The following is a 24,191-nucleotide window of genomic DNA, read 5'->3' as shown; positions in this document are numbered from 1 at the left end:
TCTTTTGAGCCAGAACCAAGAAATCGTCAAAGGCTGAGTTAGCCCTTCTAGAAAAACTTGTTGTCCACGTTTGCCATGACGATAAAGTTGTTTGACGGTACGTCCATCTTGAAGATGACGATTGTTGCGTACACCAACAACAATACGCCAAGACTTGGCGCGGACAGCATTGAAAAACTTCACCTTACTAAACTCAGTATCAGCAAGCACAATCACAGTCATGCCTTGGGTTAGTTGCTTGGGGACTGTCCGCAACAACTTACAAGCTAAGTCAGAGGGACTGGGGTATCCTTTACCACGCCATACTCTAAAACTCCATGGTACACGCCACTCTCCATAGACCAGATAAAGTACAACCAGATGTAGTCCGCGCTTGCCGTTTAGTATTCTTACCCATGGGTCAGGTTCATCTTTGGTCGGATTACTCAAATGTAAAAACTTGCCGCATTTTTCTAGGGTGGTCAAGTCTATCAGTATCTTTAATGGCACTCTCTTCGATGGACGATGCTTGGCGATTTGTCCCAATATGGCCTGCCTTGTTGACCGAATTAACCCTCTCGTTGACCAGTTATAGTGATTGAGAAATCGGCTTAGGGCACTAGCTGATTTTACCTCTGTATGTTCTGGATAGGGATGTCCTTGTGCTTCGAGGAATAGTCCCAGTATTGCATTCAGACTTGCTTTTTGATACACACTTGGCATCAGACAAATTAGGCTATACACTAGCCCTTGGGCGTGCTTAACGATGCTTTCCATAATCGTTTATTAATTTACTACTACGCCCTTTTTTTCACATCTTTGCTCTTTCTGCAACCCCTTTTCTTGAATGGTGCAAGATCTCAGGTAAGCTATAGGCTGTTAACAAATTTGGCAACTGCTCAACCTATAGGAAGCAATGATTTGAGAGGATTCAAAGCGATAAGAATAGACTCAAAAGCAGAAAAGCCTTGTCTTTTTCCCGTGTTGACAATGGAACGAACAGCCGCAAATAAGTCACGCCCCCAATCGGAGCGAAAACCATTCGTAACTTTTCTAAAAATGACACTCCAACGCAAAGCCTGTTCGCTAGAGTTATTGGTTGGTGGGATGCTAGAGTCATCCAAAAACAGGAATAAGTTTTCTCGTAACTCCAGATATCGCTTCTTTAATCTGAGACCATCTTCTTGAGTGGGTAACAGAGCAAGAATACTGTCAAGGTCTCGATACAATCGACATCGATATTGATAACGGGTAGAGTCAGCTAAATCCGACCATCGCCTTCGCAGTACAAAAGCTCGTAGCAGTAGCTTTTTCATCCTGCCAGAGAAAATATGGTCTCCTGCATCAATTCCATATTGACAATCTCTAAGTTGATGGGCAAGACAAACTTGCCATGCTGTCGCTGGATTGCTCGTTTGGGCGCTAAACAAATCTGACACCCATACCTCTGGTTGATGCTCAGCCATTACTTCGGTGATGACATTTGCACCTCTAGAAGGTCGGATGATATGAAAACATACTTGCTCGTTTTGAAATACCCATTCCCATTGATTCTTGCCGTTTACCCTTGCACTAGTTTCGTCACTGCATACTAGACGAGATGTTTTGAGCGTTTGGAGTATTTCTGTGACTTCTGACTCTATTCTTGCCTTTACCCTTGTTAAGAGATTGGCGATTGCTCCTTCTGATATCTCTAAGCCAAATACTTCGCTTAGCATTTGCTGCATTCGTCCATAGCTTATCCCGTGACTGTACCTCATCGTTGTCACTAGCGCCGCGATTCGATCTCCAAAGGGGCTACCTGCTTCCATGCCTACAGGTACTGTTGCTATTTGTTCCTGCCCACAATGCTCACACTTGCATCCATACCTTTCGATTCTGGTTACGATGGGCTTGATTGGCGGTATATCGATCTTGTCATATCTTTCCAGTAATACCTGCATTGATTCGGTGATCTCTTTCCCGCATTCTACACAACTTTTTCCGCTTGCTTTAATTGTTTGGTCTGGATTTTCACTCAGTTGACGACCACCTCCGTCTCTACCTATACTTCCTGCTCGTTTGCCTTCTATTTCTTCTGGACTATTGATCTCTGCTTTAAATCCTTTGGCTGGTGGCAAGCTTGAGTTCTTTGAAGTCTTCTTTGGTTTCTTCTCTAGCTGTTTCTGTAATTTTTGTAGTTCTTCCCATAACTTGACTATCAAGGCTTCTTTTGCCTCGTCTGTTAGTTCTTTTAGGTTGGGTAGTTCCTTCATTCCTTTAATTTATCAGCTTTTGCCTTTTTGTCAATTTCCCTGCGTTGAGCAATTACCAGATTTGTTACCTGTGATTCCCGCGATCGCATCCCTAATGATCGCAAGCAATTCCCCAAACTGATTATCGAAGTACTTTCTCCATCATCTACAGCAAGTCGCGATCGTGGTGAAAAATTTGCTGAATATCGCCAGATTGAAACATTGCAAGAATATGTTTTGATCGAGCAGAGTTCTATCCAAGTAGATGTTTTTCGACGTAATGCTGAAAATCGATGGGAACTATTTCCCTTCGGTCAAGGGGAAGTAGTGGAATTTGCAAGTTTAGGATTTCAAGCAACGATCAAGCAGTTTTATGAAGACGTTCTGCTTGATATAGTTTGATATAATGGGCAACTAGAGTCACTTTGTTAGCTTAGGGTATAGATCAAATGACCAGCCTGTTTCTGGAACGTCTTCACAGCAGCGATCGCCCCGTCATTGTCTTTGATGGTGCGATGGGTACAAATTTGCAAGTCCAAAACCTCACTGCCGAAGACTTTGGCGGCGCAGAGTATGAGGGTTGCAACGAGTATCTGGTGATGACGAAACCTGAAGCAGTGGCGACAGTGCATCGCGACTTTTTGGCAGCGGGAGCCGATGTGATCGAGACGGATACCTTTGGCGGTACATCGATCGTTTTGAATGAATATAATTTGGGGCATTTAGCCTACGAACTCAGCAAAAAAGCAACAGAATTAGCCAAGTCCGTAGCTGCCGAATTTTCCACCCCTGAGAAACCCCGTTTTGTGGCAGGATCGATCGGTCCAACCACCAAGTTGCCGACTCTGCTGCATATTGATTTTGATACGATGAAGCAGTCCTTTATCGAGCAGATTGAAGGGCTGTACGATGGCGGTGCAGATTTATTATTAATTGAAACCTGTCAGGATGTCCTGCAAATTAAGGTCGCGCTCAATGCGATCGCTGAATTTTTTGACAAGAAAACCGCCGAGGGCAAACCCCGTATTCCTGTGATGGTTTCGGTAACGATGGAAACCACAGGCACAATGCTCGTCGGCTCCGACATTTCCGCAGTCGTGACCATTCTCGAACCCTATCCCATCGACATCTTAGGGCTGAACTGCGCCACGGGTCCCGACCTGATGAAAGAGCATATCCAATATTTGAGCGCCCATTCGCCCTTTGTGGTGTCCTGTGTGCCCAATGCAGGTCTGCCTGAAAATGTGGGTGGACAAGCTTTTTATCGCCTCACTCCCGATGATCTCAAAGGACATCTAGCGCATTTTGTCGAAGATTTAGGCGTACAGATTATCGGTGGTTGCTGTGGCACAAGACCAGCCCACATCAAGGCTTTAGCCGATGCTGCCAAGACCCTCAAACCGAAAAAACGCGAACCTCTAGTTGTTCCTTCCGCTGCTTCCATTTATAGCTCTCAGCCCTATATTCAAGACAATTCTTTCCTGATTGTTGGTGAAAGATTAAATGCTAGCGGCTCTAAGAAGACTCGTGATTTGCTCAATGCTGAGGATTGGGATGGGCTAGTGGCGATCGCGCGATCGCAAGTTAAGGAAGGCGCACATGTTCTCGATGTCAACGTGGACTATGTGGGACGCGATGGCGTGCGGGATATGCATGAACTGGTATCGCGCCTCGTCACTAACGTGACTTTGCCGCTGATGCTCGATTCCACCGAATGGGAAAAGATGGAAGCAGGGTTAAAGGTGGCGGGTGGTAAATGCATTCTCAACTCCACTAACTATGAGGATGGTGAGGAACGCTTCTGCAAAGTCGTAAGCCTCGCCAAACAATATGGCGCGGGAATCGTCATCGGTACGATCGATGAAGAGGGCATGGCAAGAACTGCCGACAAAAAATTTGCGATCGCTTCCCGCGCTTACAAACAGGCAACGGAAGAATTAGGAATGCCCGCTAGTGAGATCTTCTTTGATACGCTTGCCTTGCCGATTTCCACAGGGATCGAAGAGGATCGCCAGAATGCTGCTGCTACCATTGAATCAATTCGCCGCATCAAGGAAGCGATGCCCGAAACCCATGTATTACTTGGTGTTTCCAATGTTTCCTTTGGTCTAAATCCTGCTTCTCGCATTGTTCTGAACTCGGTGTTTTTGCATGAAGCGATGAAAGTCGGTATGGATTCATCGATCGTTCATGCTAGTAAGATCGTGCCGCTTAACCGCATTCCTGAAAGAGAATTAGAAGTAGCCCGTCAACTCATCTTCGATCAGCGTCAGTTTGATGGTGATATCTGCACCTACGATCCCCTTGGCGAATATACGAAGCTATTTGAAGGGGTTTCGGCAAAGCGCGTTAAAGTTGTTGATGACAATCTCACAATTGAGGAGAAGCTCAAAAATCATATTATTGATGGCGATCGCATTGGTTTAGATGACGCGCTCACTGAAGCTCTGAAAAACTATGAGCCGCTCGTAATTATCAATCAATTCCTGCTCGATGGTATGAAAGTTGTGGGTGAACTCTTCGGCTCAGGACAGATGCAACTTCCCTTTGTGCTGCAATCCGCCGAAACTATGAAATCGGCAGTTGCTTTCCTAGAGAAGTTCATGGAAAAAGCGGAAGGTTCTAATAAAGGTGTATTCCTGATCGCGACGGTAAAGGGCGATGTCCATGATATTGGCAAAAACCTCGTCGATATCATTCTCTCTAATAATGGCTACAAAGTCGTTAATATTGGCATCAAGCAATCGGTGGAGAATATCATTCAAGCCTATGAAGAATGCAAAGCGGACTGTATTGCCATGAGTGGTTTATTGGTTAAATCCACTGCCTTCATGAAAGACAACTTGCAGGAATTTAACAATCGTGGCATTACAGTTCCTGTCATTCTCGGCGGCGCAGCGCTCACACCCAAATTTGTCTATAACGACTGTCAGAATGTCTATAACGGCAAGGTGATCTATGGTAAAGATGCCTTCTCTGACCTGAACTTCATGGACAAATATATGCCCGCCAAGGCTGAGGGCAAATGGGAAGATGGCAAAGGGTTCTTGGATGAAAATCTCGCCCTTGATGAGGTAGCGGATACGGCGGAAAGTACGACGACTGCGGCTGAGGATAAGGCGAAAAAAGAAGCGGCGCTTGCGGAACGGTATTTAGATATTGTGCGATCTGATGCAGTTGTTACCGATATCTACCGTCCTACGCCTCCCTTCTGGGGAACGAAGATTCTCCAAGGTGCAGATATTCCCATTGAGGAACTATTTTGGAATCTCGATTTGCAAGCGCTCTTTGCAGGTCAATGGCAATTCCGTAAGCCCCAAGGACAATCTCGCGAGGAATACGACCAATTTTTACTGGAAACCGTTTATCCAATTCTGCATACATGGAAGGAACGGATCATTAATGAGAAACTATTAGCACCAACCTCAGTCTATGGCTATTTCCCCGTCCTAGCGGAAGGAAATACGGTCTATGTTTACGATCCTCAAGATATCGCCAACATCAAGAATGCTGAGCCAATCACCTCCTTTGTGTTCCCTCGCCAAAAGTCTCAGCGTCGTCTCTGTATCGCCGATTTCTTTTCACCCAAGGAATCAGGAATTATTGATGTCTTGCCCCTACAAGCGGTTACCGTCGGTCATATTGCGACTGAATTTGCTCAAGGACTATTCAAGGCGAATCAATATACCGATTACCTCTATTTTCATGGTCTAGCGGTGCAGATGGCGGAAGCTGTGGCGGAATGGACACATACGCGCATTCGTCATGAACTCGGCTTTGGTGCAGAAGATCCCGATAATATCCGCGATATTCTTGCCCAGCGTTATCATGGCTCTCGCTATAGTTTCGGCTATCCCGCCTGTCCGAATATGCAGGATCAGTACAAGCTTCTCGATCTGCTCGATGCTAAGCGTGTTGGTTTAGAAATGGATGAGAGCGAACAACTCTATCCTGAGCAGTCAACGACTGCGTTAATCGTGCATCATCCTACTGCTAAATACTTCAGCGCTTAAAGGTGATTCTAGAGAAACTATTTTTAAATCTGTGATGGGACTGGAACGATCTCTAGACAGAGTTTCTATCAATAAAAAGAATATGATCGCCTCAATTGCAAGCTATCTTATTCATTTTTTATTGATACCCATAATTTATCTAATGTTAGCTATTCCTTGTATTTTGTTGGCAATTCTAACCTTGAAAACTGCAAAAAAGAAATACTGCTATGGATAATGAAGAATTTTTAGAGCAATATGAATCTGGTCGTAGAGATTTCAGTGGGTTATATTTAGAAGGGATCATGCTAGGCAATGTTAGTCTTAAAAAGATAGACCTAAGTGAATCTGTTTTGGCTGCTGCTCAGATATCTAGAACTAGTTTTGTTGGATCTAACTTAAGTAAAGTTAGCTTTGAAGATGTCCAAATGGAAAAAGTATTGTTCGAGAATTGTAATTTAAGGGAGGCAAATCTATTCAAGGCTAGTCTTACTAATGTCTCTTTTCATATATCAAACATGAAAAAAAGTACTCTTGATCAAGCTACATTTATTAATGTGGATATGCAAGAGATCAATTTAAGTACGGCTAGTCTAGTTCAATTGTGTTTTTTTGGAGGGAGTCTCGCTAAAGTTAACCTAAATAAAGCAAATCTAGTAGGGTCTACATTAGATATAGGTCGCATTGAAGAAGTAGACTTTTCAAGCACTTTTATAGAAGAGACTACGCTGAATAATATTGACCTAAAGACATTACTTGTGTCTAATAAAATTATACACAATTATATTTTTGATGGTCTGTAATCATAATCTATGAGTGTAACGTAACGCATCTATATAGTTAAAGATGATGGGTTACGCGATCGCTAACCCATCCTACATATAATTATTTTTCTGCCTAGTAACCAATTATGCTAAAGTCCCTCAAAATCGAAAATTTCCGTTGCTTTCCATCCTTTGAGATGCAGCAACTTGGCAGGTTAAATCTCATAGTTGGTACTAACAATAGTGGCAAAACTTCTATTTTAGAGGCTATTCAGTTATTAATTGCTTTACCGACAAATCATGCAATATTGAGTGATATCGCTGTTGATCGAAGTGAATATATTAATGAAAATACTGATACTCATCTTGCTATTCGTCATCTTTTCTACAATCACAAAATAGATGAAGGCGATCAGATTTCGATTATTGGTACAGATTACACTGGCAAATTGGAACAAACCCTTCTTAAGGGGCAGAAGAATAGAGATAATGGATCTCCTGAACTATATATCTTACATTGGGATGATGTAGAAAATAGAGTTCAAAATACAAGCTTATGGATGCCAATTTCTCAAGATGGAATTATTATTATTGACTCACAAAGAAAGGCTAATTGGGAGAAAAGTTTTAGTAGATTGCCACCAAAAACTCGGTTTGTAAATTCATCTTCTTTCTCGTCTGAACAAATGATCGAGTTGTTTGAGCGCATAGTGATTACACCAGAAGAAGATCTTGTCATAGAGGCATTAAAAATAATTGAGCATCGTATCAAACGAATTGCAAATGTTAGTTCTGGTAAATATCGGTATGAAGGATCTCATAGTGGATTTATCATTCAACTTACTGACGAGCCTCAACGTATACCAATTGGTAGTATGGGTGATGGAATGTGGAGGATTTTAGGACTTGCTTTAGCTATTGTCAATGCGAAAGATGGAGTTTTATTGGTGGATGAAATTGATACGGGGCTACACTTTACAGTAATGGTTGACATGTGGAAAATGCTCTGGGAAACAGCAAAACGCCTTAACGTACAGATTTTTGCGACGACTCATAGTAATGATTGCTGGAAGAGTTTAGCGGATATTGCCAATGCTGAAAATCCTAGCGAAGATGGGATTACCATTCATCGAATTGAAAAAGGTAAGCCACACAGTATTGTTTTCACAGAGCGACAAATTGCGATCGCTGCTGAAGAAGGGATCGAGGTGCGCTAGGTCATGAGTACAAAAACAAGGCTCTTGCTTGTGGAAGGAGATGACGATAAACGGGTAATCCCTGAGTTAATTGAAAAAAATGGGGTGATATGGACTCTAGATGATCCTCTCATTCCTCATATTCATCCATGTGGAGGATATGCCAAATTATTAAATCAGCTTAAAACTCGCTTAAAAGAGTCTTCTCTGTCTCAACTTGGAGTAATATTTACACTTGGTTCGCTTGGCAAGATCCCCCAGGACGACAATTACATCAAGCGGTTAAAGAAACAGTGCTTGATCCCAAACATCCCAATGCTCAGAAATTTGTGAAATGGTTTAGGGATTTGTATGGGCTGTAAGCGGTAAGTCTAAACGCAAGTAGTTCTAAGTAGTTCTAATTATGCTCCCTATTAGCTGATAATGTATTGGGTTGGGTAGCGAAAACTTCCCTATCTATGTAGCTTAGAATACCTGCACAGATAATATTATGGTTCAAAACGTCGAAAAAAATAGCTTTATAGCTTTAGAGAATCTTGGGAAGTCTTACTTACAACCCAATGGGCAGACTATATCGATTATTGAAAATATTAACTGCCAGTTGCAAGTCGGTGAAATTATTGCATTGCTAGGTCCATCGGGCTCTGGCAAATCAACATTGATGCGAATGATTGCAGGCTTGATTCCACCCTCTAGCGGCAAAGTATTGTATTACAATCGCCAATTGATGGGTTTAAATCCTGGAGTCGCGATCGTTTTTCAAAATTTTGCCCTTTATCCTTGGTTAACCGTTCTTGAAAATGTGGAACTAGGCTTAAAAGCTAAAGGTGAGGCAAAGGACACGCGCATCCAAAAAGCCCTTCGCATGATCGACGTAATCGGCTTAGATGGCTTTGAAAATGCTTATCCTAAGGAACTCTCTGGTGGAATGCGGCAGAGGGTTGGTTTTGCGAGAGCTTTGGCGGTAGAGCCCGAACTTTTATGTATGGATGAACCGTTCTCAGCTTTAGATGTCCTGACTGCCGAGAACTTACGATTTGAATTGCTCGATTTGTGGTTAGAAAAGCGCATTCCTACTAAATCAATTTTAATCGTGACCCACGGGATCGAAGAGGCGGTGACCCTAGCCGATCGCGTTATTGTGTTAGGTCGCAATCCAGGGCGGATTCGCGCCGATTTACCGATTAAGTTGCCCCATTATCGCGATCGCAAGAGTCCAGAGTTTCAGGCTTTAGTCGATCAGGTTTATAAAATTCTGACTAATCCCGATCTCCCAGACAGTTCATCCCAAGCTGCAACCACAACTTCTACACCCAAGCCACCTGCTTCACAGAAATATCAATCCTTACCCCATGTACGCATTGGTTCGGTTGCTGGTTTGTTGGAACTTCTGGAAGGACGGCAGGAAAAAGATTTATATCGCCTTGCTCAAGAACTTCTATTGGAAGTTGATGACTTATTACCAATTGTTGAAGCTAGTAAGTTAATGGATCTAGTTGCGATTACTGAAGGTGACATTCAACTAGCGCAGAGGGGCGAGAAATTCATTAATAGTAGTATTGACGAGCGAAAAGCAATCATTCGGGAATCGCTACAGCAACACATTCGTCTAGTACAACAAATTTGTCAGCTATTGCAAGCCAAACGCAATCATCGAATTTCTGAGGAATTGGTACTTGATATTCTAGAAAATTATTTCACCAGTAAAGAAGCGCAACGGCAACTCAGAACGGCTATGGATTGGGGACGCTATGCTGAGCTATATAGCTATGACGAACCATCGGGTGAAATCTTTATTGAAGAGAATGTAACTGAATCTGAAGAGTCTGAATAGAACTCCATTAATTTATCTATCTAGCCTTATCTATCTAGCCCATTTTTTAGTCAGGATTGCTTATGTATCAACCCACTATCGATCCCAAGGCAGAATTTCGTTCGCGTTGGAGTATTGGCGATGTTTTACTCCCCTTAGCGATTATCTCCTTGATCTTCATTATCGTTCAGACGGCCAGTAAATTTACGGGCACTTACGATAGTGACTATGTCATTAATCTATCACTTTCATTTTTACCAACCTATGCTTTGCAAACCTTGGTGCGAATGCTAGCTGCCTATGGTTTGTCACTGGTTTTCACCCTAGTTTATGCCTATGTAGCCTATCGGTCAGCGACATGGGCAAAAGTACTGGTTCCATTACTAGATATTCTTCAGTCTATTCCCGTCCTATCGTTTTTGCCTGCGGTAGTCCTCGCTTTGGTTGGGCTATTTCCTGGACAAAGATTGGGGATCGAGCTAGCGTCGATTTTACTCATCTTCACGGGGATGACTTGGAATATGACCTTCAGCTTTTATCAATCCCTAAATAGCATTCCTCAAGAACTAATTGAAGCCAGTCAAGTTTATCGCCTCTCAGCTTGGCAGAGGTTTTGGACTTTGGAATTGCCTTCAGGGGTAGTGGGCTTGGTTTGGAATAGTGTGATGTCAGTGGCGGGGGGATGGTTCTTTTTGATGCAAACGGAATCTTTTACCCTCTCCGATCGCAATTTTACGCTTCCCGGATTGGGTGCATTTCTCAAAGCTGCCGCAGATAAAGGTGATAATTGGGCAATTTTTTGGGGGATTATCGTTCTCATCGGTATTATTACGATTATCGATTATGTGATTTGGCGACCAATGATTGCTTGGGCCGAAAAGTTTAAGTATGAGACCGTCGAGGCAACTCAAGTGCCAGAATCGCGGATATTAGACTTTCTGAGGCGATCGCCTACGATGCGCATCGTCAGCGAACGGCTATTTATGCCTGTTTCTGAGGCTTTTAATCGCGGATTTAGTAGTAAAGTGCAAAGTTCTCCGAGTGCTAGCCATAGGAATTCTAAATGGACGAATTGGTTAAATTGGATTTTATTGGGAGCCGTAGGATTTTTAGTTTTAGGTGGAACCTTAGAAGCGATACTGTTGCTCAGTAAAATGCCCTTGAGTTCTTGGCAACAGGTGATTCTCGGAGCCGCATTTACTTCCATTCGCGTATTAGTGGTACTGATTCTCTCCCTCCTGATTACGGTTCCTATTGGCGTAACGATTGGTCGGAGTCCGAAACTAGCTCAGTTTTTGCAACCAATAGTTCAGATTGCGGCTTCAGTTCCTGCGACGGCTCTATTTCCAATTCTATTATTGGGTTTAGCAAATTTTGGGGGTGGTTTGGATATTGGTGCTGTCATTCTGATGACCTTAGGAAGTATGTGGTATATCCTCTTTAATGTAATTGCAGGAGCGCAAGCCATTCCTTCAGAACTATTTGAGGCGGCAAGGGTTTACAAACTCTCATCATTAGAGCGCTGGCGAACGCTGATTTTGCCAGGAATTTTCCCCTACTTGGTAACTGGGATTATTACAGCGGTTGGAGGTGCATGGAATGCCAGTATTGCTGGGGAATATATTAAATTCCAAGGTAAGATCCTGACAGCAACGGGGCTGGGATCGACGATTACTCAGGCTTCTGATGTGGGAGACTTTCCACTGCTATTGGCTTCCACTATTGTGATGTCGCTACTGGTGGTCACAACTAATCGCCTAGTATGGCGACCTCTCTATCGCTTGGCTCAGGTGAAATATCAACTGATCGTTTAGGCGATCGCTTGGCAACAGAAGAGAATGCAATGCATTCTCTTCTTGGATTTGAGCGCAAAGCGCTGTAGCTATTTCGTTGCGATACAAAACTTTGCTTGACATTATATATAGGTATAAGGATTAGGATGCAGGCATGAAGTTAAGCAAGTAAATGCCGATGACTAGTTACCTAGCTACCCGTCTACGCGAAGGCACAAAACAATCGCATACTGCTGCCGAGAATACTGCATTTATGAAGTGCTTTTTAAAGGGGATTGTCGAAGTCGTTCCCTTTAGAAAACTATTAGCTAATCTTTATCTCGTGTATAGTGCGCTTGAAGCAGAATTAAAACATCATTTACATCATCCGATCGTCGGTCAAATGTACTTCCCAGAACTCGATCGCCAGTCGAGCTTAGAATGGGATTTGGCTTTTTATTATGGCGAAGACTGGCGATCGCAAATTGTTCCATTGGCGGCTGGACAGGTTTATGTTAATCGCATTCTTGAACTCTCCCAGACCGATCCTGCCTGTTTAATTGCCCATTCCTACACGCGTTACATGGGCGATCTTTCGGGTGGGCAAGCTTTGAAACATATTATCCGTTCGGCTCTGGATTTACCAAGCGATCGCGGTACGGACTTCTATGAGTTTGAGCAATTGCCAAGTATTGAGGCAAAGAGAATTTTTAAAGAGAAGTATCGCCAAACTTTAGACGATCTTTCTGTGGATGAGGAAACGATCTTGAGAATTGTTGCCGAGGCAAACTACGCCTTTACGCTCAATCGAAATGTGGTCAACGAGTTAGAAGCCGATCTCCGAGCCGTACTCGATCCCCATATCTTTGAACTACTCACCAAGCAGGATCGGGTCGGCAGCACCGAGCGTCACAGCCATGCGGCTTGATACAAATTAGCGAAAACCATCCCCTTAAGCTTTCGAGATTCTCACAATGGCATTGCCTTTTTTAAGATTGGCATAACCAATATAGCAATCCTAAATAGTTTGTGGAAGTAACCCCCTTTTTTGGCACTTCCACAAACCCAAAAATCTACAAATGATTTAGGACTGCTACTCCCTTCCCAGCAAAAAATTAGACATTGCGGCGCTTCGCGCCGCAATGCTAATTCTTGGTTTTGTATGTCTATTTCTGTGGTGGGAAGGGAGTATATAAAAATAGTATAAAAAATATAGAGATTGAGTTGATGAGCAAATTATCGCAAACAGTTAAATTCGATCTTAATTTATTACATAAATACAATCAACCCGTACCCCGATATACTAGCTATCCACCCGCAACGGAACTCAGCGAAGATTTTAATTCCCTTGATTTTCGGGGCGCGATCGCCTTGGGGAATTTACAAAACACCCCCCTATCCCTCTATGCCCATATTCCCTTTTGTGACGCTCCCTGCTACTTCTGTGGCTGCAATACCGTAATTAGTCCGCGTAAGGAAATTGCGGAGCCTTATTTAGATTACCTCACGCGCCACATTGCCCAAGTTGCCGCGACGGTAAATCGCGATCGCCTCGTCCAGCAAATGCATTGGGGTGGTGGTACGCCCAATTATTTTTCCTTTGATCAAGTGGAACGTTTATGGGATTGTTTGCACAGTCATTTTACCTTTGCCCAAGATGCGGAAATATCTATTGAAGTCAATCCGCGATCGCTAACTAAGGAATATTTGCAAGGATTAAGGAATCTGGGTTTTAATCGTATTAGTTTCGGTATCCAAGATTTTAATCCCCAAGTGCAAGAAGCGGTTAATCGCATTCAGCCCGAAACTATGCTTTTTGAGGGAATGCAATGGATGCGTGAGGTCGGCTTTGAAGGGGTGAATGTCGATCTGATCTATGGATTGCCCTATCAAACCTTAGAGACATTCCATGAAACCTTAGAAAAAACGATCGCCCTCGATCCCGATCGCATTGCCGTATTTAATTTTGCCTATGTGCCTTGGTTGAAGCCCTTACAAAAGAAGAAGATTTCTCCAGAAACCTTGCCTTCTCCCGAAGATAAACTGCAAATCATGGAAATGACGATTGAAGTTTTAACCCGTCATGGTTATGTGTTCATCGGTATGGATCACTTTGCCAAACCCGATGATGAATTGGCGATCGCTCAGCGGGAAGGAAATCTGCATCGGAATTTTCAGGGTTATACTACCAAACCTGAGTCCGACCTCCTTGGCTTTGGCATGACTTCGATCAGTATGCTGCAAAATGTTTATACCCAGAATCACAAGGGAATACAGGACTTTTATAAAGCGATCGATGCAGGGAAACTACCCATTGAACGCGGAGTCACCCTCAATGCCGATGATATCTTGCGCCGTTCCATCATTATGGAATTAATGTGTCAATTTGAATTATCCCAGCAAGAGATTGAAGCAAAATATCACTTAACCTGCGATCGCGATTTTGGTAAATACTTCGCTCCAGAACGTTTGAAACTGCGCCAATTAGAGGCTGATGGCTTAATTGAATTGAGACAGGATCGGATTGAAGTTAAACCTGCGGGAAGATTGCTCATCCGTAATATTGCCTCGGTATTCGATCGCTATCTCACTAAAAACGAGAAGGGTAAATTCTCGCAATCGATTTAAATCGGTAACCCTAAAATCTCCATTTCCCTTATTCCCTCACGCAAGTCCATGACTACTACTTTAACGAACCCGATCGCTTGTTGGCAAGAGAAATACCTCACTGGCAATTTACAGGTTGACAGACAGCATCAGCAAATCTTTGAGATTGTGAATGCACTCCATGAGGCTGTAGTTGCGCGGGAAAGTATTTATCGATTGCAAGAGTTGCTGGAATATCTGGCAACTCACACCATCGAACATTTCCAATCGGAAGAGGCGCTAATGATGGCAATGGACTATCCCGACTACGATCGCCATAAACAAAACCACGATCGTCTACTCTCTGTCGTTGATAGTTTATTACTGCAAATGCGCGATTGCCACACAGTAACCATCACTACCGACATCACTCAATTTCTCACGGACTGGTTGTCACATCATATTAAAGGCGAAGATAGAAAAATGATTCATTTTCTCCAAAAAAGTGCTGTAATACCGATTCACTGAAGTGAGCCAACACTTCAGTGAATTAAGTAGTTCGGCATAATTAAACCCCAAAGCCAGAAAGCGTACCGCCCGCTACGCGGGCGGTACGCTCCTCTAGGTTTTAAGTTTACTCTTAGCTACTTAACAAACAAACCCAGTAAGGTTTTGCGATTTCCAAAATGACAACTAAATCTTGATCGCAAATTAATACTTTAATACTTTCATAATTTAATACTATGGTTTCCATTCAATCTCGCCCTGAACCTGAACTTCTGCGCGATGGCATTAAGGTTCCTGTTAAAGAAACTCTACTAACACCAAGGTTTTACACCACGGACTATGATGCTGTCGCCAAAATGGATATCTCTTCCCAGCAGGCTGAACTAGAAGCCGTGGTCGAAGAGCTGCGCACGGATTACAATCGCTATCACTACAAACGTGATGATGAGTTCTTGCAGTCTTGGGAACATATCGATGGTGAAACTCGCGCGGCTTTTATTGATTTTCTTGAACGCTCTTGCACCTCAGAATTTTCGGGCTTTCTTCTGTTTAAAGAGCTATCGCGTCAACTTAGCGATCGCCGCCCTCTCTTAGCGGAAGCCTTTAACTTGATGGCAAGGGATGAAGCTCGCCATGCGGGTTTTCTCAATAAGGCGATGAAGGATTTCCATCTATCGCTGGATTTGGTCAATATGACCAAGAAGCGGAGTTATACCTTTTTTAAACCTGAATGGGTGATCTATTCTGTCTATTTGTCAGAAAAAATTGGCTACTGGCGCTATATTCTCGTTCACTATCATTTACAGGAGCATCCAGAAAATCAGTTCTATCCTCTCTTTAAGTATTTTGAAAGTTGGTGCCAAGATGAGAATCGTCATGGCGATTTCTTTAAGGTTTTATTGCGATCGCAACCAGCGCTATGGGGGACATGGAAAGCGAAACTATGGGCGCGTTTCTTTTTGTTAACCGTATTTGCCACCCATACTATCACCGTATTTGAACGGGCGGATTTTTATAAATCCATTGGCTTAGATGCGCGTGAATATAACAAGCAAGTGGTCATTAACACCAACAATACCGCCATTAGTGCGTTTCCTGCGGTACTGGATACTAGTCATCCCGAATTTTTCCCCCGATTAGAGAAATGTGTTGATTACAATTTCAAGCTGATGGCAATTGATCATAGCGATCGCCCCCAATGGATTAAAAAACTCCAAAAGATGCCGCTCTTCATCGCGATTTTCTGGCAGTTGCTATTGGTATATCTGCTCAAGCCTATTGACGCTGAGTCACAACGGGGTAAAGTTCGTTAAAAAAAGCGGCGCATAGCGCCGCAGTCTCTTCACTTAGGACAACTCAAACCCCAAGAATTGACTGGCGGCGCTATGCGCCGCCAGTCAATTCTTGGGGTTTACACTTGGCGACTGCTATAATTACCACCCAGTCCAACATCCACTAAGTTGAGGGACACCGCCAAATTTGGTGATTTGCTCCAAGGTCATGAAATATGCCCATGCCGAGGTGAGCAAATTTCCTTCTAAATCAAAAGTTTCTATCTCATAGCGATTATAGGCATTCTCAGAGGCATCACGATCGCTTTGATAATCTTCTAGATCGTCAAGGGATTCTAAGATGCTAGCCTCCGCGAAGGAAAGTAAGTAACCATGAATTTGCCGATCGCCCAAAATCATCGCAGGATAACCCATCGGCAGAGAAAACAATTCCCCATAGGCGATCGCCTGTTGCTCAGCGATCGTTTTACCTGCACAATATTGAGCATAATTCTCTTCATTGGGTTTGAGAGTGCCATAGACAAAAACATGGCATAGTTTGGGAATTGAAATATCTGCTGTCATTGTGCTGCCTGAAAAATTGTCGCGTTTGTAGCTGCTTGTAGCTACCCAGTAAGAGTTTTCAAAGCTCAAAATGGCGTAGCCATTTTGAGCTTTGAAAACCCTTGCTGGGTTTGGTTTTGAATTCACAAAAGTGTGACAACGCTTTTGTGAATTGGTATAAAGCCAAAACTTGCTTCTACTTTATGCTGATGCGATCGCCCCTCAATCAGCATTAAAATCAACGCTAACATAGAATAACGCTAACATAGAATATAGTCACCTCGCCCAAAATCATCAAGAGATCGATCGTCTAGATCGATAGGAAATAGCATCGATGAGCAATGATAGAGATAGTTTTAAGGACAAATTTGCTTTTAAGGTAGAGGGTTTAGAATCTCTAGTAGATGATGTCAAGCAGTTACTAAACCTCGATCAACTCATCGATCTTGCTCAAAAACTAGAAGAAAAGCAGCAATCTGGCGAAATTCGTACAGAAGTAAACGTCACCTCTCGCCCACTATCCAGCATCCCCCGACGCGGTAATATTCCTCGCTCTCGCGTTACTACCGTATCGGGTAGCGATCTCGAAGTTGCTTCTCCTGATATCGTTAAGCCCGAAAAGGATAGCCCCACCAACGAAAAGCCGCAAGCGATCGCTGAATTAGTCGGTGGTTTAGGCGATATTTTAGCGCAGCTTCGGGATCTGGTCGAAATTCCTCTCAAACGTCCTGATATTTTGGCTAAGTTGGGATTAGACGCGCCCAAGGGCGTTTTATTAGTTGGCTCCTCAGGCACGGGCAAAACCCTAACCGCGCGATCGCTAGCCCATACCTTGGGCGTAAATTACATGGCGATCGTCGCGCCTGAAATCCTTAGTAAATACTATGGTGAAGCAGAAACTCGCTTGCGCCAAATTTTTGAAAAAGCCGTCAAGTTTTCTCCCTGTTTAATTTTCATTGATGAAATCGATGCCCTCGTTCCCAATCGAGCAAATGTGGAAGGAGAGGTGGAAAAGCGCTTAGTGGCTCAGTTGTTGGGCTTAATGGATGGGTTTGCCGAAACCAAGGGGGTAATTGTGTTAGCGGCAACCAATCGCCCCGATGCGATCGATCCTGCTCTCCGTCGTTCGGGAAGATTCGATCGCGAGATCGTTTTTCCTGTACCCGATCGCTCTGCGCGTCGGGAGATTCTCTCCATTCATACGCGATCGATGCCTTTGACTGGGGATGTTGATTTAGATGATATTGCGGATCGTGCTCATGGTTATGTGGGCGCGGATATTAAGGGACTCTGCCAAGCCGCTGCAACTAATGCTTTGCGGCGGCAGGTAGCTAGTCTTACGGAAATTCCCGATCGTCTAGATGTCGATCGCGAAGATTTTGAGGTGGCGCTGAAACAAATCAAACCTGCGGTCTTGCGATCGCTGCAAATTCAGGTTCCTAAAGTCCAATGGTCGGAAATTGGCGGACTCGCGAAGGTAAAGCAAACTCTGCAAGAAGCTGTAGCAGGGGCTTTAGTCGATCCCGCCCTATATGCCCATACCCGTGCTAAGGCGACCCGTGGGGTACTGCTCTATGGTCCTCCTGGAACGGGCAAAACCTTGCTCGCCAAAGCGATCGCCACCCAAGCGCAAGCAAATTTTATTGCCGTTGCAGGTTCGGAACTATTGACTAAATGGGTAGGAGCTTCCGAGCAAGCGATCAGACAGTTATTTGCCCAAGCCCGTCAAGCCTCTCCCTGTGTAATTTTTATTGATGAAATCGATACCCTTGCACCCGCTAGAGGTAGCTATCAAGGCGATAGTGGAGTGAGCGATCGCGTCATCGGTCAGTTACTCACAGAACTCGATGGCTTGCAATCAACGGAAGGGTTATTGGTGATTGCGGCAACCAATCGGCGCGATTTCATCGATCCCGCCTTGCTGCGATCGGGACGCATCGAACTACATCTGCTCGTAGACCTGCCCGATCCCGATAGCCGCAGTTCCATTTTGGCAGTGCATAATCGTGATCGCCCCCTAGCCGCTAGTCTCGATCTCCAATTTTGGGCAGAAAAGACTGAGAACTGGAATGGAGCTGATCTAGCCTTTCTTAGCAATCGGGCGGCGATCTTTGCGATACGTCGTCATCAACGCAGTGCTGTGAGTTTGTTAGCAGATTTACAGATTACGCATGAAGATTTTGAGCAGGCTTTTGCCGAATTAATATCCCAGCGCAATTAATTGCTCATAAAACTCAAAAGCCAAGTGACAGCGCTGTCACTTGGCTTTTGAGTTTTAACCCGAACTGACGTTTAGTTAATAATACCAATTCCCAAAATGGCAACGCCATTTTGGGAATCTCAAAACCTTACTGGGTTTGGTGTTTAATTCACAAAAGTGTTGTCACACTTTCGTGAATTGGTATAAGTAGCTAGGCATAATTAAAACCCAAAACCAGAGAGCGTACCGCCCGCGTAGCGGGCGGTACGCTCTTCTAGGTTTTAAGTTTACTTATGCCTAGCTACTTAGCTACTTAGTCCTTAATACTCAAATACCCAAATTGCCCAACCTTTGGGAATAACTGTAATTATGTAATCGGCAGAAAGGCGACTAGTCAATTTCTCTACTTCTGACCAATTATTGCTAGCGCGAAATAGGCTGTAGATACCACCGTTATAAGCGATCGCGGGGACGGGCTTATCGAAGTCTTCAATCTTAATATGTTGGTATTTAATTTCCGCAGGCACGATTACCAAGTTTGATTTTTTCCCCCCTAATCGAAATAGTTCACTTTCATCTAAAGTGTCGATTTGTTTTTTTTCAGCATTCATAATATTTTCCTACTCTAACTTCAGTTTATCTCATAGCCACAGCGATGGTTCTATTCGCGACCCATTAGTTATTCTAGTTTGGCGAGTTGTAAAACGCCGCTCTTACTTACAGCGCTTTGCGCTCAAATCCAAACCAAGAAAATTCTTACAAGTGTTGCGAAACAACACTTGTAAGAATTTTCTTGTGGTTCTTTTGATCGAAAATTGCTGTAGGAATAGCCTTAGTTTGAAATAAATTCCTGTAACTCAGACATGGCTTTTTGCACATCGATCGCAATTTGTAAGGTCGTATTAAAAATCTGTCCATATTCCTTAGCCCGTTCGTTGATCGAGATCGCCGTAAAAGCATTCAAATCAATGTCAAAGCGATCAGGATGAAATTCAGGATGTTCTCGTAAAATCCGCTCGGTTTTGAGCGCTCTCACAATATCATTACGAGTCATCCGTAAAGCGGCGATCGCCAATTCTCTAGACTCTAATTTAATGGGATTACCCGCATCTTGCAGGCGATCGAAGACATCAATATGTCGAATTGTTTGATTACACTTTTCAACTTCCTTAAATAAGCGTAAAACCGTTAGGGGAATCCCCTTCTGTCGCTGACGATTTTTATTTTCTTGCCATTGTTGCACAATCAATCGCATCAGTAATAAAGCCAAAATTCCACTGACAATAGCTAAGCCAAGACATAACAACACTACGCCTAAGGGGGCTCCAGTCAAAACATAAAGGGAATAGATTGCTGCACCAAAACCAACCAAAGAAAATAGCATCGTCACTTCCGCAAACTCGATCGCTAGACTCAACATCCCCAAGACTAAGCTGATCAGCAAAATAATTCCCGCAATCCGTAACGGGGGTAAAAAAACGCTTGTAAAGGAAATGAAGTTAATTACCATAATTGCCAAAGCGATCGTACGTTGGATCTGCACCTGTTTTGGCGTTAACTTAGGTTGCTGTAAAATTTGCTGGCAAGGAAAGCCTGTCAATTCCAACAATTCTGCTTCTGAAATTAATAACCTTTCTAGATCGGCTCTCATATATTTTGCCACCGTCTTAGTTGTTACAGCTCTGTTACAGCATTATCACAGCAAATTATCATTAAAATTATCATCAGATTTTTTTAACGATAATTTGCTGTTACTAGTCATGTTAAGACAAAATCAAACCCTAAGAGAGATGAGCGATGCTTTGCATCGCTCATCTCTCTTAGGGTTTATGCCTAATATAGCTGCGGCCAGTTTTGTTAAGACAAAGTTAAATCCCAAAAGAGGTTTGCCGCGCGAAGCGCGGCAAACCTCTTTTGGGATTTACAGCAATTATCGATCAAACGAACCACAAGGAGCTTTTTGAAAGCGTTGCGAAGCAACGCTTTCAAAAAGCTCCTTGGTTTGGGTTTGAGCGCAAAGCGCTGTAGGACAAATCAAAATCCAAAAGATGAGTGGCGGCGCGAAGCGCCGCCACTCATCTTTTGGATTACGCAAAACTGTAGGTAAATTTACTAGCCCAATAGCTGAATATCGCTAAAGATAATTTCGTAGTTTTTCGTTTGCCCTTGTTCGTGGGATTGCACGACTTGTTTAGTCATTACATAGTAGTTACCCAACTTCTCGTAGGTATCTTCAAAACGAGCCTGACGTACGATCTCATTGGTCATGGGATTGCGGAAGACCGCAGTATATAGAGAAGACACATAGCCTTCACCAGTATCTAAATGTCCGAGGTGATTGATCGTAAAACCAATTCGTCCCATGACACGGCTGACCATCGAGATCTCGTTACCACGTACTTTATAGTTTGATCCCATCGAATCACCTGTCACCAAAATTTCGACAGATCCAGATTCGTCGGTTTCCCCAAGACTAAAGGATGATTTCCCATGGGCATCTTCAAAGCTCTTGCGTTTGCGGTGTGTTACCACATCACGCAATTGGTTGTAGAGCCATTCCTGACCTTCATCAACAGATACGGTCTTTTCTTCGCCGCTAGGAGTACGGGTAGTACGTTCGATTAATAGAGGCTCGTCCATACTCACCTCGACGGACAAATCTTGAGCGATCTTCGCCTTACCAGTTCTCGCCACGCCATCGATCGCTACGGATACATTGGCGGTCATGCCAGGAAAATTAGGATCCCATGTATAGCGGTTTTCGTAAGCAGCCTGAAATAGATCGCGGGCGCTAGTATCGGGCTTAATATCGGTTGTTGTAACCATTTTTCTAAAAGTATTGAGTCAAGTATAGGGTATCTCTCTATTTTACGTTCTGCTAGGCGGGGAGAGATAATATTTTTGTGAAATGAAGGTTGCGACACCCCATAATACCAATTCCCAAAATGGCAACGCCATTTTGGGAATCTCAAAACCTTACTGGGTTTGGTTTTTAATTCATAAAAGTGTGATCACACTTTTATGAATTAAAAACTAAACCCTTTTTTCAAAATGTAAGAGAGAGTTGCGCCGCAACTCTCTCTTACATTTTGAACTTACATTTTGAACTTACATTTTGAAATTTAATTGCCAGGGGTGGGCTTGAGCGTAAATAGGAAATCTAAGCGGGTAGTTTTAGAATCGACATTGGTAGAAGTTACGGCAATTCCATTGATCGCATCCAGTACTGAACGGATTTCGGTGAAGCTAGGATTTGATTTCACTTCAGGGGGTAATAGGCGATCGGCAAGAGAGAGCGCCGTAGTCATATTCAGATAGAAATAGCCACCGTTGGATTTAGGAATATCGGTGGTAAGGATCTTGAAAGCGCTACTGTCAGGCAAATTGTTCGATGCTTTTGGCACAAAGGTATCAGCGAGATCGCCCATTGACCAGAAAACAAAATTATTGTCTAGGCTCCCTCTGGTGGCAACGGTGGTATTACCGATCGCCCAAGTGACGACGGATTTATCACCGATCTGCTTGGGTTTAAGATCGACTCCCTTAGGTAATATTCCCCCTGAATTACTTTGGGCGACCTTGTCAATTTTATCAAGGGTTGATTGCGCTGCGCTGAGATCCCCAGCTTGGGCGATCGCCACAAACCCAAATCCAGGATTAGCCAAGATACCTTGATTGTTTGGAATTGCCGCGATCGCAAATTCACCATTCATCCATTTCAGAATATCTTGGTCGAGATCGAGTTTAGTGCTATCTTTCACAGCTTTGCGGATTTGCTCAATTAGCTGCGCCGAACTAGCATTCCCTTTGGCTTGAGCCACTAGAGACTGCCAAGATTGGTAGAGGTTAACCCCTGAAACTAATAAAAATGTTTCTTGAGGCAATAAACTGAGAACCTTGGCTTCGTTGTTGGCAAGGGGATTAGAATTGTCGTTTTTAAGATAGGTATTAATCTCAAAACGTAAACCTTCTTTTTGGGTTCCCCCCGTTAGGGTCATCGCATCTAACTCTCGCCGAGATTGCGTGATAGCTGCCTCGTTTAGATTGAGATTGGCTTGCGAGCCAATAAATTCTAAGGCGACTTCACCATCTAGATAAACCTGTAACAGCGGCTCGGCAATTTTGGTTTGTTGCGAATTGCCATAGATCTTGGCAAAAATTGATTTCTTGGCAAGGGAAGGACTATTGCCCTTATAGGTATCGATCGCCTTTTGGATCAAGTTAGCATTCGTGGCGATCGCCACATATTGTCCGCCAATATTTGCCGTTACGACGCTGTTATTAGGATCGCGTGTTGGTGATTCGTAATAGGTAACATCCTTATATTGCTTGGGACTAAATTTTGCTCCCTGTTGCGACAAGGCTCCGCGATATTTCTCCAAAAAAAGATCCGACTTGCCAGAATCACGGGTTGGCGCAATTATGAGGGTTGCCGCAGGTGCTTTTGCCTGTGCTGTATTCGGTACGAGTGCCGTAATAATATATCCCTCTAACCAAGGCTGCACATCACGGCTATATTCAGTCTTACTCTGGATCAGTAAGGAATTTAGCGGTGATTTGGTAATACCATCACCAATTAGTTTCTGCGATGCAGGTGTGCCAAACTGCGCTAGTTTATTCCACGGCTCTGATTTGGTATTAAAAGCCATCACCACCTGCGCTTCTTGGGGGATCGCGGCGGCCGCACCCAAAATTCCCTTGATCGATTGCGATCGCTGTGCAAACAAATATGCGCCCCCTGCTCCTGCGGCGATCGTCGCCGCCCCTATGCCAATATACATCAGCATTGAAGACTGTTTGGATTTAGCAGATTTACTGGTTCTAGATGACTTCGACATGGGTATGGAATAAACCTAAAAATTGCAAGATGTTGAGCGCCAAGTCTCAATCAAGATACTACAGAATTGGGTACAAATCATCAGAGTACTCTGCTGAGTACTCAGTTCTATAGCTATCGCCAAATGTACTAGGATATAAACCCCAAGAATTGACTGGCGGCGCGAAGCGCCGCCAGTCAATTCTTGGGGCTTGATTTGTCCTAATTCAAGTGATACCAATTTCCAAAAGTGTGGCTACACTTTTGGAAATTAAAAACCAAACCCAGTAAGGGTTTTAAAATCACAAAATGGCTACGCCATTTTGTGATTTGGTATGACTGTAGCTATAAGTAGCTAGGCATAAGTAAACTTAAAACCTAGAAGAGCATACCGCCCGCGTAGCGGGCGGTATGCTCTCTGGTTTTGGTTTTTAATTATGCCGAACTACTTACCAATTCACTGAAGCGAGCCAACACTTCAGTGAATTAAAAAACAA

At 43.6% G+C, this 24,191-nt stretch carries 19 protein-coding genes and 1 pseudogene; 13 read left to right on the top strand and 7 right to left on the bottom strand.

Translation table 11 applies throughout. The features are described 5' to 3' along the window. Together PseudUWO310_RS09120 and tnpC are read right to left on the bottom strand one after the other, a co-directional pair. The coding region (locus PseudUWO310_RS09120) for a transposase (RefSeq protein WP_142600350.1) at positions 1-756 on the bottom strand (756 nt) is incomplete at its 3' end. Between the two features lie 122 nt (positions 757-878). Next, complete coding sequence (gene tnpC, locus PseudUWO310_RS09115) at positions 879-2,234, bottom strand: IS66 family transposase (protein ID WP_142600349.1); 1,356 nt, start codon at positions 2,232-2,234, stop codon at positions 879-881. Positions 2,235-2,321: 87 nt separating this feature from the next. On the opposite strand from tnpC, the gene PseudUWO310_RS09110 reads away from it, so the two are divergent. From PseudUWO310_RS09110 to acsF, 12 genes and pseudogenes are all read left to right on the top strand, one after another. Beyond that, complete coding sequence (locus PseudUWO310_RS09110; protein ID WP_223805592.1) at positions 2,322-2,615, top strand: Uma2 family endonuclease; 294 nt, start codon at positions 2,322-2,324, stop codon at positions 2,613-2,615. Positions 2,616-2,662: 47 nt separating this feature from the next. Continuing rightward, positions 2,663-6,226: a methionine synthase gene (gene metH, locus PseudUWO310_RS09105; protein ID WP_142600347.1), complete on the top strand. Its 3,564-nt coding sequence runs from the start codon at positions 2,663-2,665 to the stop codon at positions 6,224-6,226. A gap of 209 nt (positions 6,227-6,435) precedes the next feature. Then, a complete protein-coding gene (locus PseudUWO310_RS09100) occupies positions 6,436-7,008 on the top strand; it encodes a pentapeptide repeat-containing protein (RefSeq protein WP_142600346.1) in 573 nt (190 codons plus the stop codon). Positions 7,009-7,115: 107 nt separating this feature from the next. Next, on the top strand, positions 7,116-8,186 hold the full coding sequence (locus tag PseudUWO310_RS09095; protein ID WP_142600345.1) for an AAA family ATPase: 1,071 nt from the start codon (positions 7,116-7,118) through the stop codon (positions 8,184-8,186). 3 nt (positions 8,187-8,189) lie between these two features. Continuing rightward, positions 8,190-8,336: pseudogene (locus tag PseudUWO310_RS23910) on the top strand (DUF3226 domain-containing protein); the annotation flags it as partial. Between the two features lie 56 nt (positions 8,337-8,392). Then, positions 8,393-8,527: a DUF3226 domain-containing protein gene (locus PseudUWO310_RS23905; protein ID WP_411729037.1), complete on the top strand. Its 135-nt coding sequence runs from the start codon at positions 8,393-8,395 to the stop codon at positions 8,525-8,527. Between the two features lie 128 nt (positions 8,528-8,655). Beyond that, positions 8,656-9,999, top strand: a complete 1,344-nt coding sequence (locus PseudUWO310_RS09085; RefSeq protein ID WP_142600344.1) for a nitrate/sulfonate/bicarbonate ABC transporter ATP-binding protein — start codon at positions 8,656-8,658, stop codon at positions 9,997-9,999. Between the two features lie 62 nt (positions 10,000-10,061). Beyond that, positions 10,062-11,792: an ABC transporter permease gene (locus tag PseudUWO310_RS09080; protein WP_142600343.1), complete on the top strand. Its 1,731-nt coding sequence runs from the start codon at positions 10,062-10,064 to the stop codon at positions 11,790-11,792. A 157-nt stretch (positions 11,793-11,949) separates the two neighbouring features. Further along, positions 11,950-12,678 (top strand): heme oxygenase (biliverdin-producing), encoded by a 729-nt coding sequence (locus PseudUWO310_RS09075; protein WP_142600342.1) that lies wholly within the window; start codon positions 11,950-11,952, stop codon positions 12,676-12,678. 299 nt (positions 12,679-12,977) lie between these two features. Next, positions 12,978-14,378 (top strand): oxygen-independent coproporphyrinogen III oxidase, encoded by a 1,401-nt coding sequence (gene hemN / locus PseudUWO310_RS09070; RefSeq protein WP_142600341.1) that lies wholly within the window; start codon positions 12,978-12,980, stop codon positions 14,376-14,378. A 48-nt stretch (positions 14,379-14,426) separates the two neighbouring features. After that, positions 14,427-14,864, top strand: coding sequence for a bacteriohemerythrin (locus tag PseudUWO310_RS09065; protein WP_142600340.1), 438 nt, complete (start codon positions 14,427-14,429; stop codon positions 14,862-14,864). Between the two features lie 215 nt (positions 14,865-15,079). After that, positions 15,080-16,156, top strand: a complete 1,077-nt coding sequence (gene acsF / locus PseudUWO310_RS09060) for a magnesium-protoporphyrin IX monomethyl ester (oxidative) cyclase (protein WP_142600339.1) — start codon at positions 15,080-15,082, stop codon at positions 16,154-16,156. A gap of 120 nt (positions 16,157-16,276) precedes the next feature. Here the strand turns inward: acsF and PseudUWO310_RS09055 are convergent, their stop codons facing one another. Further along, a complete protein-coding gene (locus tag PseudUWO310_RS09055; protein ID WP_142600338.1) occupies positions 16,277-16,699 on the bottom strand; it encodes a gamma-glutamylcyclotransferase in 423 nt (140 codons plus the stop codon). Between the two features lie 313 nt (positions 16,700-17,012). Here PseudUWO310_RS09055 and PseudUWO310_RS09050 point away from each other — a divergent pair, with 313 nt between their 5' ends. Further along, on the top strand, positions 17,013-18,899 hold the full coding sequence (locus tag PseudUWO310_RS09050; RefSeq protein WP_223805590.1) for an AAA family ATPase: 1,887 nt from the start codon (positions 17,013-17,015) through the stop codon (positions 18,897-18,899). Between the two features lie 299 nt (positions 18,900-19,198). Here the strand turns inward: PseudUWO310_RS09050 and PseudUWO310_RS09045 are convergent, their stop codons facing one another. The 4 genes from PseudUWO310_RS09045 to PseudUWO310_RS09030 all read right to left on the bottom strand — a co-directional run bounded on the left by PseudUWO310_RS09045 (position 19,199) and on the right by PseudUWO310_RS09030 (position 23,716). Further along, positions 19,199-19,489 (bottom strand): hypothetical protein, encoded by a 291-nt coding sequence (locus PseudUWO310_RS09045; RefSeq protein WP_142600337.1) that lies wholly within the window; start codon positions 19,487-19,489, stop codon positions 19,199-19,201. Positions 19,490-19,710: 221 nt separating this feature from the next. Next, complete coding sequence (locus tag PseudUWO310_RS09040; protein WP_190315960.1) at positions 19,711-20,541, bottom strand: hypothetical protein; 831 nt, start codon at positions 20,539-20,541, stop codon at positions 19,711-19,713. A 449-nt stretch (positions 20,542-20,990) separates the two neighbouring features. Beyond that, entirely contained in the window at positions 20,991-21,704 is a 714-nt protein-coding gene (locus tag PseudUWO310_RS09035) for a DUF3386 domain-containing protein (RefSeq protein ID WP_009628902.1), read from the bottom strand. A gap of 296 nt (positions 21,705-22,000) precedes the next feature. Further along, a complete protein-coding gene (locus tag PseudUWO310_RS09030; protein ID WP_223805589.1) occupies positions 22,001-23,716 on the bottom strand; it encodes a DUF3352 domain-containing protein in 1,716 nt (571 codons plus the stop codon). Between the last annotated feature and the right edge of the window lie 475 nt (positions 23,717-24,191).

It is taken from the genome of Pseudanabaena sp. UWO310 (assembly GCF_006861605.1).
Lineage (GTDB): Bacteria > Cyanobacteriota > Cyanobacteriia > Pseudanabaenales > Pseudanabaenaceae > Pseudanabaena.
The sequence above is the reverse complement of the archived record's forward strand: the minus strand, read 5'-3'. Positions and strand labels throughout refer to the sequence as shown.

Coding starts and splice junctions, on each gene's coding strand:
- tnpC (WP_142600349.1), bottom strand. CDS start 2,234: ATGAAGGAACTACCCAACCTAAAAGAACTAACAGACGAGGCAAAAGAA.
- metH (WP_142600347.1), top strand. CDS start 2,663: ATGACCAGCCTGTTTCTGGAACGTCTTCACAGCAGCGATCGCCCCGTC.
- PseudUWO310_RS09065 (WP_142600340.1), top strand. CDS start 14,427: ATGACTACTACTTTAACGAACCCGATCGCTTGTTGGCAAGAGAAATAC.
- PseudUWO310_RS09075 (WP_142600342.1), top strand. CDS start 11,950: ATGACTAGTTACCTAGCTACCCGTCTACGCGAAGGCACAAAACAATCG.
- PseudUWO310_RS09035 (WP_009628902.1), bottom strand. CDS start 21,704: ATGGTTACAACAACCGATATTAAGCCCGATACTAGCGCCCGCGATCTA.
- PseudUWO310_RS09100 (WP_142600346.1), top strand. CDS start 6,436: ATGGATAATGAAGAATTTTTAGAGCAATATGAATCTGGTCGTAGAGAT.
- PseudUWO310_RS09050 (WP_223805590.1), top strand. CDS start 17,013: ATGAGCAATGATAGAGATAGTTTTAAGGACAAATTTGCTTTTAAGGTA.
- PseudUWO310_RS09095 (WP_142600345.1), top strand. CDS start 7,116: ATGCTAAAGTCCCTCAAAATCGAAAATTTCCGTTGCTTTCCATCCTTT.
- PseudUWO310_RS09045 (WP_142600337.1), bottom strand. CDS start 19,489: ATGAATGCTGAAAAAAAACAAATCGACACTTTAGATGAAAGTGAACTA.
- acsF (WP_142600339.1), top strand. CDS start 15,080: ATGGTTTCCATTCAATCTCGCCCTGAACCTGAACTTCTGCGCGATGGC.
- hemN (WP_142600341.1), top strand. CDS start 12,978: ATGAGCAAATTATCGCAAACAGTTAAATTCGATCTTAATTTATTACAT.
- PseudUWO310_RS09080 (WP_142600343.1), top strand. CDS start 10,062: ATGTATCAACCCACTATCGATCCCAAGGCAGAATTTCGTTCGCGTTGG.
- PseudUWO310_RS09055 (WP_142600338.1), bottom strand. CDS start 16,699: ATGACAGCAGATATTTCAATTCCCAAACTATGCCATGTTTTTGTCTAT.
- PseudUWO310_RS09030 (WP_223805589.1), bottom strand. CDS start 23,716: ATGTCGAAGTCATCTAGAACCAGTAAATCTGCTAAATCCAAACAGTCT.
- PseudUWO310_RS09085 (WP_142600344.1), top strand. CDS start 8,656: ATGGTTCAAAACGTCGAAAAAAATAGCTTTATAGCTTTAGAGAATCTT.